The following is a 13,323-nucleotide window of genomic DNA, read 5'->3' as shown; positions in this document are numbered from 1 at the left end:
AACAGCTTGCAACGCGGGTCGAAGCGGCGCATCAACCCGTTATGAACGGCCATCCGTGGTCCAGCCACATGTCAGCCAGAAAGGCACCGACGCCATGCGCATCGACGTGATTTCCGACACCGTCTGCCCCTGGTGCTTCATCGGCAAGCGCCGGCTGGAGGCGGCCCTTGAGATGTTCGCCGACCGCCCCGACGCGGTGCCGGTGGATGTGCGCTGGCACCCGTTCCAGTTGAACCCGGCGATGCCGCGCGAAGGCGCCGATCGTGCCGGCTATCTGGCCGCCAAATTCGGCGGACCGGAGCGGGCGGCGCAGATCTATGGCCGCATCCGCGCGGCCGGTGCCGACGTGGGCCTGGACCTGGACCCCGAACGCGCCAAGGTGATGCCCAACACGCTGGACAGCCACCGCCTGCTGCACCGCATGCAGATGCGCGACGAGACCCTGGCCGATGGCGCGGGGCGCGGCGACCGCACCGCCGAGGCATTGTTCCGCGCCTTTTTCGGTCAGGGCCGCAATATCGGCGACCCGGCGGTTCTGGCCGAAATCGCCCGGGCGGTCGATCCGGCCGATAGCGGTGCCGCCGCCTATCTCGCCACCGATGACGACCGCGACATGCTGGCGGCGGCCGATGCCCATGCACGCGAGATCGGCATCGATGGCGTGCCCTGCTTCATCATCGATGGCCGCTGGGCGGTGATGGGGGCACAGGCGCCGGAGCAGATGCTGGCGGCCCTGGTGCGGGCGGCAACGAACACCACGGCCGGTGGCGTCGACGACAGTGGCGATGATGCCATGTCGGAAGACGGCCAGAACTGCTGACACCGGACCCCGCGCACGCCATGACCACCGATCAGACCGGCCGCGACCGGCGGACCGCCGGCCTGCGGCTGAAGGCGCCCCTGCTGCTGCTGTTGTTCGGCACGGTGATGGGCAGCGCCTATGCCCTGGCCCGTTTCACCACAGAGGCCGGCGTGCCGCCGCTGTCCTTCGTGTTCTGGCAATGCTTCGGCGGCTTCGTCGGCGTATCGCTGACGGTCGTTCTGGCGCGCCGGCCGGTGGTTCTGGGGCGCCGGGCGCTGGGCTTCTATCTGGGCAACGGGCTGCTGGGGCTGACCTTGCCCTATATCGCATCGATGCTGGCGGTGCCGCATATCGGCGCCGGCCTGCCGGCCGTGCTGATGGCCTTGTCGGCGGTGTTCACCTATCTGTTTGCCGTGCTGCTGGGCATGGAGCGGTTCCGCGCGCTGCGTGCGGCAGGGCTGGTGGCGGGGGTGGCCGGGGCCGCGCTGATCGTGATCGGCGGTCGCGGCATCGATGTGGGACCGGGCGGCGCCACCGGCGTCGGTCTGGTGTTGTGGACGCTTGTCGCGACCCTGGCGCCGATGTGCACCGCCGGCGGCAACATCTTTCGCGCCCGATTCTGGCCGGCGGGCATCGATGCCGCGGTGATGTCGGCGGGCATGCTGTTCATGGCATCGGTGACGCTGCTGCCGCTGGTTCTGATCGACGGCCTGGCCATCCCCGGCATCGGCGTGGCGGCGGGGTTGCCGGGCTGGATCCTGATCGGTCAGGGCGCGCTGACCGCCATCGCCTATCTCGCCTTCTTCGAGTTGCAACGGATCGCCGGGGTGATCTATTTCGCCCAGGTCGGCTTCATCATGACCGGCACCGGACTGGTCTGGGGCGTGCTGGTGTTCGGCGAACGCTATGGCAGCGTGGTCTGGCTGGGCGTGGGCCTGCTGGCGGCGGGCCTGCTGTTCTATAATCTGGGCCTGCGGCGGATTGCGGCCAAAGGGCACTGATCCGCGGGCCTCAGCCGAGCCGGGGCCTCAGCCGAGCAGGATTTTCAGCCGAGCAGAGTGAGGGCCAGCGACACGGTCGCCACGGAACCGATGGTCGACAGCAGGATGGCGGCCGAGATCCGGCTGGTATCCATCCGGTACTGATCGGCCAGCACGAACACCGACACCGCGATCGGCAGCGATGCCTCCAGCACCAGAACCTTGATCAGCAGCGGATCCAGCCCCAGCAGCGGCCCGGCCAGCAGCAGCACCAGCATCGGATGGACCACGATCTTGAGCAGCGCCAGCGCGCCGACCTCGCCGATGCCCCGGCTGAGCGAGCAGCCGGCAAGATTGGCGCCCAGCGCGAACAGCGCGCAAGGCGCCGCCGCAAGCCCGACCAGCGCGCCATAGGCGGCAACCGGCTTGGGCAGCTCCAGGCCCGATGCGCCGAACAGGGCGCCGGCGATGATGGTCAGGATCAGCGGGTTGAACAGCAGGCCGCGACCGATCTTGACCAGGGCACGCTTCAGGCCGCCACCGGCTGCCCGTTCGCCTTCAATCAGCAGGACGCTCAACCCCATCATCAGCACGTGATCGAGCACGATGATGGTCATAGCTGGCGCCGCCGCATCGGGGCCGAAGGCGAAGATCACCAGCGGCAGGCCCATATAGCCGACATTCGAAAAGGTGGCGGCCAATCCGCGGATACCGGCCACGGCGCCGCCGCCGCCGAACAGCGCCCGGCCGCCCAGGCTGGACAGGGCATAGACGATCAGCCCCGCGCCGTAATAGGCGGCGATCAGTTTCGGATCGAGCAACTGGCCGAGCGGTACATCCGCCACCTTCACGAACAGCAGCGGCGGCAGCGCCACCCAATAGGTGAACCGGTTGAGCCCGGCCAGCCCCGCCGCATCGATGAACCGCCGGTGGCCGACGAACCAGCCAGTCAGGATCACCGCGAAGAACGGCAGGCAAACGTCGATCAGGATCTGCATGCGGATGGGCTCTGCCGGCGGAGGAGATGGAACGGGGGCGATCCTGACCGCCCGCGAGCGGCTTGGCAAGCCCACCCGCGCACTGCGCGCGCCCTGTGGCCAAGCACTCGCGGTGCAAGCGACTTGACAGGCCGGGTCTTGAGACCGGATAGTTGATCCAGGTTGAATGGTCCTGGCGCCGGATCGATCGGGCCGTTCCGCGATGGGGGATTGCGGGCCGGTTTGCGCTTCCGGCACCTCTGGTGGTCCGTCTTCTGTACCGAGACGCGGGTTCGCGCATGGACCGCTATCGGCCTTCCGTTCACGAGCACCTTTAATGGGCGGGCTTTGGCCCGCCCGTTTTTTTTGTCGGGGCAGGGGTCGGCTTCGGCCCACCGGGCTTTTTTTGGCGTGCCTGCCGGCATCGGGGGGCGGGCATGCGTGCGCCGCGTCTCGCATGAGGCCGGCGCCTGCGATATAGTGCGCGCCGCCGGTGGTGCGCCGCCGGCATCTCCAACTCTTGCAGGAGCGGCCCATCCTATGAGCGGCAAGCCCACCGTATTCATCGACGGCGAGGCCGGCACCACCGGCCTGCAGATCCGCGCGCGGCTTGAGGGGCGTGACGATCTCACGCTGGTCTCGATCGCCCCGGACCGTCGCAAGGATCCGGAGGAACGGCGACGGCTGCTGAACGAGGTGGATGTGGCGGTGCTGTGCCTGCCCGATGCCGCCGCGATCGAAAGCGTGTCGCTGATCCGCAATCCGGCCGTGAAGGTGCTGGATGCATCCACCGCCCACCGCACCGCACCGGACTGGGTCTATGGTTTTCCGGAATTGCTGCCGGCGCAGCGCGCTGCGGTCGCGGCCGCCAGCCGCGTCTCGAACCCCGGCTGCTACCCGACCGGCTTCACGGCCCTGGTGCGGCCGCTGGTCGATGCGGGCCTGATCGCCGCCGATGCGGCCCTGACGGTGAACGCGGTCTCGGGCTTCTCGGGCGGTGGCCGGCAGATGGTCGAGGATTATGAGGCGGCGTCCCCCGCTGGCCGCGAGGCCGCCTATCCCTATGGCGATTATGCCCTGACCCTGGAACACAAGCACCTGCCCGAAATGGCGGTCTATGGCGGGCTGGACCAGTCGCCGCTGTTCGTTCCGGCGGTCGGCCATTTCAAGTGCGGCATGCTGGTGCATGTGCCGCTGACCGCATCGCTGCTGAAGCCCGGCACGACCGCGGCCGATGTTCACGCGGTGCTGGCCGCGCGTTATGCGGGCGAGGGCTTTGTCGGTGTCGCACCGCAGGATGGTGGCGACCTGTTGCGTGACGGCAAGTTCCTCGACCCCCGCGCCCTGAACGGCACCAACCGGATCGAGCTGTTCGTGTTTGGCCACAAGAGCCGTGGTCAGATCCTTCTGGCGGCACGGCTCGACAACCTGGGCAAGGGGGCCTCGGGCGCCGCGGTGCAGAACCTCAACCTGATGCTGGGCCTGCCCGAGATGGCGGGTCTGGAGGCGCCGTTGCCGTTGACCGATACGATCATGACCTGAGATGCAGATCCCGATCAGGTGGGCCGCCTGATCGGGATTTTCTTTGACGGACACAAGCCCGACCGCCCAGCCGCCAGGATCGCGATGGCGGGGGTGCTATGACCGGTGATCCCGCTTATTTGAGTGACATGCGGAAACGGCCGAGCGAGATGGCGAACAACACCGATCCGATCGCCACCAGCGACAGGAATTGCGGCCAGACCGTGCCAAGCCCGGCACCGCGATAGAGGATCGATTGCGCCAGCATCACGAAATGGGTGTTGGGTGCTGCCAGCATCACAGTCTGAACGATATCGGGCATGCTCTCACGCGGGGTGGTGCCGCCTGACAAGATCTGGAGCGGCAGCAGCACCAGCATCAGCAACAGGCCGAATTGCGGCATTGACCCCGCCATGGTGGCAAGGAAGATGCCGAGCGACGTTGTGGCGAATAGGTGCAGGGCGGCCCCGGCCAGGAACAGGATGAGCGAGCCTTCGATCGGCACCGCCAGCAGCCCCTGGACCACGAAGACCAGGGCAAAAGCCGAGGCCGCGAGAACCACCATCCCCATCGACCAGACCTTGCTGATCATGATTTCCGAGGGCGTCACCGGCATTACCAGCAGATGCTCGATCGTGCCGTGCTCGCGCTCGCGGATCAAGGCGGTGCCGGTCAGCACGATCGACAGCATGGTGACGTTGTCGATGACGCTCATGATGGCGCCGAACCAGCTTTTGTTAAGTTCAGGATTGAACCGTGCCCGCAATGCCAGATCGACCGGCGGTGTCGCATCCTTACGATAGCGCTGAAGAAATTCGGTGATTTCGGCCGACAGGATGGTCTGGATATAGCCGGCGCCATTGAAGGCCTGGGTCATGCGCGTGGCATCGACGTTGAGCTGGATCACCGGCGCCTTGCCAGCCAGAAGGTCGGCCTGGAATTCTGGTGGAATATCAATCGCGAAGGTGTCGGAGCCCGCATCCATCCGACGGTCCATCTCAGGCGGGGTGATCGGGGTGGGTGTGGTGAAGTAGGGGGGATAGAAGGCGCCGGCGAGCCGGGCGGACAGCGGTGAGACATCCTCATCGACGATCGCGATCGCCGCCCGGTTCAGGGTCTCGGGCATGGCGGTCGCCGATGTGTAGATGGCAAGGGTGAAAGCATAGACGATCAGCACCAGAAGCATCGGATCGCGCAGCAGGCCGCGCAACTCCTTGACGCCCAGATGGAAGATGGTGGCGACATGCATGTCCTACCTCGCCTGCTTCTTCAGCAGCAGGACACAGAGCCCTGTCAGCACTGGGATCGCGAGGGCAAGTGGCATGAGGGATGCTTGAAGATCGCCAAAGCCCAGCGCCTTTGAAAAGGTGCCACGGGCAATGGTGATGAAATGGGCGGTGGGATAGACCTGCCCGATCAGCGCGCCGATGCCTTCCAGCGACGATACCGGATCGGTCATGCCTGAAAACTGCACGGCGGGCAGGATGGTCAGCACCGATGTTCCGAAGATCGCCGCGATCTGGCTGCGCATGAAGGTCGAGATCAGAAGCCCGATACCGGTGGCCGCGGTGACATAGAGCAAAGCGCCTACGGCCAGGGTCCAGAAGCTGCCGGTCAGGGGGACACCGAAGATGAAGACCGCAAGCCCGGTCAGCAGCAGGAAGTTGATCATCGCCAACCCGATATAGGGCAACTGCTTGCCGATCAGGAATTCAAACCGGGTGATCGGCGTCACATACATATTGACGATCGAGCCCAGTTCCTTCTCACGCACGACGCTCAACGCCATCAGCATGGCGGGGATCATCATCAGCAGCAACGGGATCACCGCCGGCACCATGGCGACAAGGCTGGCCACGTCGGGGTTGTAGCGGAAACGGGTCTCGATGCTGAACGTGTCGGCCGTGGCCACGCCGTTTGCCCTTGCCCGTGCCGCCAGCCAGTGGGCATGCATGCTCTGGACATAGCCCCGGATGGTCTCGGCGCGCTGAGGCATGGCGCCGTCGAACCAGGCGCCGATCTCCACCGGCCGGCCACGGGCGACGTCACGCCCGAACCCCTCGGGGATCTCGATCGCGAGCGACAGCGTTCCCGCCCGCATCCGCCGGTCCAGATCGGCATGATCCAGGATCGGCGCCCGCTCGACGAAATAGCGTGAACCCGCGATATCCTGGACATAGCTGCGACTGGTGGTGGTCTGGTCGCGATCGAGCACCGCGAAGGTCAGATCCTCGATGTCCAGGTTGATGCCATAACCGATGATGAACATCAGCAGCATGCTGCCGATCAGGGCAAGCGTGGCCCGGATCGGATCCCGGCGCAGTTCAAGGCTTTCACGGCGGGTGTAGCTGAACATGCGGCGCGGATCGAAGACGCGCCGCAGCCGGGATGGCGCCGGCGCGTCGGCGAACCCCTCCGCGCCATCTCCGATCGTCTCGGCGATGGTCGCGTCCGCCGCGTCGTCCGTTGCCGCCCCGGCGCCGGCGTCTTCCAGAACGGCAATGAATGCCTCTTCCAGCGTGGCCGCGTTGCGCTTGCGCCGGATGTCCGCCGGCCGGTCGCTGACCAGTACCCGGCCGGCATGCATCAGCGAGATGCGGTCGCAGCGTTCGGCCTCGTTCATGAAATGGGTCGAGATGAAGATCGTCACCCCGTCCTGCCGCGCCAGATCGACCAGGATCTGCCAGAAGCCGTCCCGCACCACCGGATCGACGCCCGATGTCGGCTCGTCCAGGATCAGGATATCCGGGGCGTGGATCATCGCCACCGCCAGCGACAGTCGCTGGCGTATGCCCAGCGGCAGGGCGCCGGGCAGTGTGTCCATCACCGCATCCAGATCGAAACGGGCCGCCATTTCGCTGACCCGCACCGGAATGCCGTGCGGGTCCAGGCGGAACAGACGGGCGTGCAGTTCCAGATTCTGGCGGACAGTGAGTTCGGAATAGAGCGAAAATGCCTGCGACATATAGCCGACCCTGCGGCGGATCTCGATATCACGCGGGTCGACATCGGCGCCGAACAACCGCGCGCGGCCTTCCGTCGCCGGCAGCAGCCCGGCCAGCATCTTCATGGTCGTGGTCTTGCCGCAGCCATTCGATCCCAGAAAGCCGAAGATCTCACCACGGGGGATGCGGAAACTGACATGGTCGACGGCGGTAAAGTCGCCGAAACGCATCGTCAGCCCCTCGGCCTCGATCGCCATCTCGCTTTGCCCGGCCGCAGTTTGCGGCGGGATGTCGACCGGCCGGTAATCCTGCCGGACGGCCTCGGGCAGCAGCGCGATAAAGGCCGCATCCAGCGTGTCGGCACCGGTCCGTTCCAGCAGTGCCGCGGGTGTGCCTGTTGCCAGCACGCGGCCTCCATCCATCGCCACAAGCCAGTCGAAACGGGCGGCCTCCTCCATATAGGCGGTGGCGACGATCACGCTCATCCCCGGCCGTTCAGAGCGGATGCGGTCGATCAGATCCCAGAACTGACGGCGCGACAGCGGGTCGACGCCGGTGGTCGGCTCGTCCAGGATCAGCAGATCCGGGTCGTGGATCAGGGCGCAGCAAAGCCCCAGCTTCTGCTTCATGCCACCCGACAGCTTGCCGGCCGGCCGGTCGGCGAAGGGCGCGAGGCCGGTGCTCTTCAGCAGCCGGCCGATGCGCCGGTCCCGCTCGGCCCGGTCATGGCCGAACAACCGGCCGAAAAAATCGACATTCTCGAACACGCTGAGCGTGGCATAAAGATTGCTGCCCAGCCCCTGGGGCATATAGGCGATACGCGGGCAGGTTCTGCGCCGATGCCCGACATCGGCGATGTCACCACCCAGCACCTCCACCCGGCCCGACGGCACCGCGCGCGCGCCCGAGGCCAGCGCGAGCAGGCTGGACTTGCCGACACCATCAGGCCCGATCAGGCCGACCATGCATCCCGACGGCACCTCCAGACACACGTCATCCAGAGCCCGCACCCGGCCAAAGGCGAGCGAAACCCGGTCGAGCCGGACGACGATCCGCTCCATGATCACTGCACCAGCGTGCCGTCGAGCGCCTTCGGCCAGGCGGCATCAGGCGTTAGGCGGACATAGGCCATGCCCGGCAGACCGGTCTTTACCTGCCGGATGTACTTTTCAAGCAGGTCCGGTGCGATCCGTGCCCGGACCCGGAACATCAGCTTCTGCCGCTCGATCGCGGTCTCGACCGTTTTCGGGGTGAACTGGGCGACATCGGACACGAACGAGATTTCGGCCGGAATCACATATTGCGGTGCGGCATCCAGCACCAGTCGTACCTCTGTGCCCAATGCCACCTGTCCGACCTCGGATGTCGACAGGAAGAAGGTCATGTAGACGTCGGCCAGATCGACCATGTTGAGCACGTGTCCGCCGGCGGACAGAACCTCGCCCGGCTGCGCGACCCGGAACTGAATCCGGCCGTCGCGCGGCGCCTTCAGTTCGGCATCGGCAATATCCGCGTCGATCCGCTCAAGCGTCGCGGCCGCGGCCTCCACTCCGGCTTCGGCATCGACGACGCCGGAGCGCGCGGCACCGATCGCCGCGTCGGCGGCGGCGGATTGCGCCCGTGCTGCGGCCACCGCCGCCACCATGCCTTGCAGGTTGGCCCGGTCGTCATCAAGAATCTGATCCGAGACGCTGCCGCGTCGCGACAGCATTTCGGTGCGGCCCAGACGCTTGGCCGCTGCATCACGCTCGGCATTGCGTTGGGCGATCAGCGCTTCTGCCGCGGTTTTCTCGGCCTCGCGCTGGGTGACCAGGCTGCGGGCGGTCTCGACACCGATCCGCGCCCTCCGCAACTGGGCATCGGCCTCGCGGCGCTGGGCCATCAACTGGTCGGTGTCCATCAGGGCCACCGGCTGGCCGGCGACGACGAAATCGCCCTCACGCACCATGATATCCCGGATGCGGCCGGCAATGCGGGTCGAGATATCGATCTCCACCGCCTCGATCCGGCCATTGCCGGCGGCGATGCCGTCGGGCAGGCCCTCGGGCTGGAGCTGTGTCCAGGCGTACCAGCCGGCGGCGGCTGCCACCAGCCCGATCGCCACCAGGACGATCCGTGATCGCTTGGGCATGAACCTTCTCGCTTCCTTCGACGTCAGCGTGACAAGAGGACAAGCATATCAGCTTCGGAGCATGATGCATGTTGCGCCATCGGAAATCACTGGCCTCAGCCGGGTGCGACTATATGCCCCATCGCCAGCCTTATGGCCTCGGGGTTTGGGGCCGGGCGCGCCGATCTTCGGCGAACACGAAGACGGCTGTTCCGCCCGGGCGGAACAGCCGTCAGTTCTGTCGCGCCGGAACCGATCGGACGCCCTGATCCGGGACCAGGGACCATAGGGGGCGTGGATCGGTCGCCGACCGGGCAAGCGGCCCTGGACGGGCTGGCTCAGGTGCCGGTATCGGGGGACGACCCCGTCTTCGGGCCGGTTGCCGGTGCACGATCGACACGATGCAGCGTATTGTCCGGCGAATTCCGCGTCAATTCGTATAACGCCGCGATGGTTTTATCGCAGGATATGCGCCTGAACCGTGCAGCCGTGCCTGACCGGCCGGATCGGCTCAGAAACTGGGCGGGGTGCAGGCGGAGACGATCTCGGCCTCGTCGTCGCCGACATTGCGGAAGCGATGGGGCAGGCGGCTGTCGAAGTAATAGCCGTCGCCTGCTTCCAGAACCGAGATTTCTCCACCGACGGTCAACTCGATCCGGCCGCGCACCACGATGCCGCCTTCTTCCGAGTCGTGGCGCAGCATCTGCTTGCCGGTATCGGCACCGGGGGCATAACGCTCATGCAGGATCTGCATCCGCCGGCGACTGAGATTCTCGCCGATCTGAGCATAGGCCACGTCACCACGCGCGATCAGCGTCAGTTCGTTGGCGCGATAGAAGGCGCGCTGCGGCGCCGTCAGGTCCAGCGCGAAGAATTCCGACAATGAGATCGGAATGCCTTCCAGCACCTTTCTCAACGACCCGACCGAGGGGCTGACCTTGTCCTGCTCGATCAGCGAGATCGTGGCGTTGGTGACCCCGGCGCGTTTGGCAAGCTCGCGCTGCGACAGACCATAGATCTGTCGGATGGTCTTGAGCCTGATGCCCAGATCGGTGCTCATCGGGCGGCCTCCGGCTGGCGGATGTTTAAGATAATTGACATTCTGTGCATCTGGCGACGCAATATCAACATGTTGCATACCCTGTGGAAATCACTTTGTCGAGTTTAATTGCCGGTGATAGTCTGCATACAGAACGACGACAAGAGGGGGCGGCCAATGCGGCTGCCCGGTCGCGTTTTGCATAATTGCCGAGTGACAGGGAGCGACGCGGTCATGGCGCGCATCATGGTTCCGAACGATCTGGACGCGCATTGGATGCCGTTCACCGCCAACCGCCAGTTCAAGGCCAATCCGCGCCTGCTGGTCGGGGCGAAGGGCATGTACTACACCAGCCATGACGGCCGCGAGGTGCTCGACGGCTGCGCCGGCCTGTGGTGCGTGAATGCCGGCCATGGCCGCGACCGGATTTCGGAAGCCGTCGCCCGGCAGATCTCCGAGATGGATTATTCCCCGTCGTTCCAGATGGGCCATCCGAAGGCGTTCGAACTGGCGACCCGTCTGGTCGAACTGGCACCCGCCGGCATCGATCACGTGTTCTATTGCAATTCCGGCTCGGAAGCGGTGGACACGGCGCTGAAGATGGCGCTGGCCTATCACCGCATCCGGGGCGATGCCAGCCGCACCCGCCTGATCGGCCGCGAGCGCGGTTATCATGGTGTGGGTTTCGGTGGCATCTCGGTCGGCGGCATCGTATCGAACCGCAAGCATTTCGGCACCATGCTGGGCGGCGTCGACCACCTGCGCCACACCCATGACCTGGATCGCAATGCCTTCTCGTGGGGCCAGCCCGAGCATGGCGCCGAGCTTGCCGATGATCTGGAGCGCCTGGTCGCGCTGCACGACGCATCGACCATCGCCGCCGTGATCGTCGAACCGATCGCCGGCTCGACCGGCGTGCTGATCCCGCCGAAGGGCTATCTGCAGCGCCTGCGCGAGATCTGCGACCGCCACGGCATTCTGCTGATCTTCGACGAGGTCATCTGCGGCTTCGGCCGGACCGGCCGGAACTTCGGCGCCGACAGCTTTGGCGTCACCCCCGACATGATGACCACCGCCAAGGGCATCACCAACGGTGCGGTGCCGATGGGGGCCGTGTTCGCCAAGAAGGAAATCTACGACGCCTTCATGACCGGGCCGGAACATCTGATCGAGTTCTTCCACGGCTATACCTATTCGGGCCATCCGCTGGCCTGTGCCGCGGCGCTCGCCACCCTCGACATCTATGCCGAAGAGAAGCTGTTCGACCGGGCGGCGGCGATGGCGGATTATTTCGGCAAGGCGGCGCATGCGCTGCGCGATCTGCCGAACGTCATCGATATCCGCAATTACGGCATGGTCGCGGCGGTGGAGCTGTCGTCGCGCGCCGGCGAGCCGACCAAGCGGGCCTATGAGGTGTTCGTGCGCGCCTATGAGCAGGGCGTGCTGCTGCGCTATACCGGCGACATCATCGCCATCTCGCCGCCGCTGATCATCAACGAAGGTGAGATCGACCGCCTGTTCGAGGTGCTGTCCGAGGCGATCAAGACCGTGGCATGACCATCAGGCACCGCCCGGCACCCGCCGGGCGGTGACGACCGACGACTGCCGGTGTCACCCGATTCTGCCCGTGATTGCGGCCCGTCCGCATACGAGACACGCCCAAGCCGACACAGTGCGGCGGCCAAAGTGCGGCGGCCAAAGTGCGGCGGTATGAAAATCGGGGACACCGGCGGGCTTTTCCTGGGGAGGAAACCACCATGCGCCTGGGCGTGCCCAAAGAAATCAAGACCGACGAGCACCGTGTGGGCCTGACACCCGCCGCCGTGCGCGAGCTGGCCCGCCATGGTCACAGCGTGCTGGTGGAGCGGGGGGCCGGTATCGGTGCCGGTCTGGACGATGCCGCCTATGAACAGGCCGGCGCCCGGCTGGTGGCCGATGCCGATGCGGTCTTTGCCGGGGCGGAGATGATCGTCAAGGTCAAGGAGCCGCAGCCCGACGAATGCCGGCGCCTGCGGCCCGGCCAGATCCTGTTCACCTATCTTCATCTGGCGCCCGATCCGGAACAGACCCGGCTGCTGCTGGCCAGCGGCGCCACCGCCATCGCCTATGAAACCGTCACCGATGCCGCCGGCCGTCTGCCGCTGCTGGCACCGATGAGCGAGGTCGCCGGGCGGATGTCGGTGCAGGCCGCGGCCCATGCGCTTGAAAAGGCGCAGGGTGGACGCGGCATGCTGCTGGGCGGCGTGCCCGGTGTGCGGCCGGCGCGGGTGGTGGTTCTGGGCGGTGGGGTGGTCGGCACCAATGCCGCCCGGCTGGCCATCGGGCTTGGCGCCGAGGTGGTGGTGATCGACCGGTCGCTGAACCGGTTGAAGGAACTCGACGCGCTGTACGGGCCGGCGATGCGCACGCTCTATGCCACCACCGAGACCATTGAAGAGGCAGTGGTCACGGCAGATGCGGTGATCGGGGCGGTGCTGGTGCCGGGTGCGGCCGCGCCACGGCTGATCGACCGGGCACTGCTTGGCCGGATGCAGCCGGGTGCCGTGCTGGTCGATGTGGCGATCGACCAGGGCGGCTGCTTCGAGACATCGCGTGCCACCACCCATCGCGCGCCGACCTATGAGGTCGACGGCATCGTGCATTACTGCGTCGCCAACATGCCCGGCGGCGTTGCCCGCACATCCACCTTCGCCCTGACCAACGCCACCCTGCCATTCGTGCTGGCGCTGGCCGACAAGGGCGTGGTGCGGGCGCTGGGTGATGATCCGCATCTGTTGAATGGTCTGAACGTCCATGCCGGACAACTGACCATCGAAGCCGTGGCCGAGGTTCAGAACCTGACCGCCGTCACCCCCGCCGACGCGCTGCGGCACGTCGCCTGACGGTGCGGTTCAGGCATCTCCCGCCTGGACCCGGCCACAACGGCCCGACGCCCGCCAGCGAAAGCCG

The 13,323-nt window shown here is 66.3% G+C and carries 10 protein-coding genes; 5 read left to right on the top strand and 5 right to left on the bottom strand.

Going from position 1 to position 13,323, the window contains the following annotated elements:
* Positions 1–55: 55 nt before the first annotated feature.
* Both IEW15_RS03650 and IEW15_RS03645 read left to right on the top strand, forming a co-directional pair.
* Positions 56–820: a DsbA family oxidoreductase gene (locus IEW15_RS03650; RefSeq protein WP_229707797.1), complete on the top strand. Its 765-nt coding sequence runs from the start codon at positions 56–58 to the stop codon at positions 818–820.
* Between the two features lie 20 nt (positions 821–840).
* Entirely contained in the window at positions 841–1,803 is a 963-nt protein-coding gene (locus IEW15_RS03645; RefSeq protein ID WP_188575017.1) for a DMT family transporter, read from the top strand.
* 44 nt (positions 1,804–1,847) lie between these two features.
* On the opposite strand, the gene IEW15_RS03640 is transcribed toward IEW15_RS03645, so the two are convergent.
* On the bottom strand, positions 1,848–2,780 hold the full coding sequence (locus tag IEW15_RS03640) for an AEC family transporter (protein WP_188575015.1): 933 nt from the start codon (positions 2,778–2,780) through the stop codon (positions 1,848–1,850).
* Between the two features lie 519 nt (positions 2,781–3,299).
* On the opposite strand from IEW15_RS03640, the gene argC reads away from it, so the two are divergent.
* Entirely contained in the window at positions 3,300–4,301 is a 1,002-nt protein-coding gene (gene argC, locus IEW15_RS03635; protein ID WP_188575014.1) for an N-acetyl-gamma-glutamyl-phosphate reductase, read from the top strand.
* A 115-nt stretch (positions 4,302–4,416) separates the two neighbouring features.
* On the opposite strand, the gene IEW15_RS03630 is transcribed toward argC, so the two are convergent.
* The 4 genes from IEW15_RS03630 to IEW15_RS03615 all read right to left on the bottom strand — a co-directional run bounded on the left by IEW15_RS03630 (position 4,417) and on the right by IEW15_RS03615 (position 10,395).
* Positions 4,417–5,529 (bottom strand): ABC transporter permease, encoded by a 1,113-nt coding sequence (locus tag IEW15_RS03630; RefSeq protein WP_188575011.1) that lies wholly within the window; start codon positions 5,527–5,529, stop codon positions 4,417–4,419.
* A gap of 3 nt (positions 5,530–5,532) precedes the next feature.
* Entirely contained in the window at positions 5,533–8,286 is a 2,754-nt protein-coding gene (gene rbbA, locus IEW15_RS03625) for a ribosome-associated ATPase/putative transporter RbbA (protein ID WP_188575009.1), read from the bottom strand.
* Positions 8,287–8,288: 2 nt separating this feature from the next.
* Complete coding sequence (locus IEW15_RS03620) at positions 8,289–9,356, bottom strand: HlyD family secretion protein (protein WP_188575006.1); 1,068 nt, start codon at positions 9,354–9,356, stop codon at positions 8,289–8,291.
* A gap of 490 nt (positions 9,357–9,846) precedes the next feature.
* Positions 9,847–10,395: a cupin domain-containing protein gene (locus IEW15_RS03615; RefSeq protein ID WP_188575004.1), complete on the bottom strand. Its 549-nt coding sequence runs from the start codon at positions 10,393–10,395 to the stop codon at positions 9,847–9,849.
* A 213-nt stretch (positions 10,396–10,608) separates the two neighbouring features.
* On the opposite strand from IEW15_RS03615, the gene IEW15_RS03610 reads away from it, so the two are divergent.
* Positions 10,609–11,931, top strand: coding sequence for an aspartate aminotransferase family protein (locus tag IEW15_RS03610; RefSeq protein WP_188575002.1), 1,323 nt, complete (start codon positions 10,609–10,611; stop codon positions 11,929–11,931).
* 200 nt (positions 11,932–12,131) lie between these two features.
* On the top strand, positions 12,132–13,256 hold the full coding sequence (gene ald / locus IEW15_RS03605) for an alanine dehydrogenase (RefSeq protein ID WP_188575000.1): 1,125 nt from the start codon (positions 12,132–12,134) through the stop codon (positions 13,254–13,256).
* The last annotated feature ends 67 nt before the right edge of the window (positions 13,257–13,323 follow it).

The organism is Tistrella bauzanensis (genome assembly GCF_014636235.1).
Taxonomy (GTDB): domain Bacteria; phylum Pseudomonadota; class Alphaproteobacteria; order Tistrellales; family Tistrellaceae; genus Tistrella; species Tistrella bauzanensis.
Note: the sequence above shows the minus strand (reverse complement) of the source record. Positions and strands in the feature narration are given on the sequence as shown.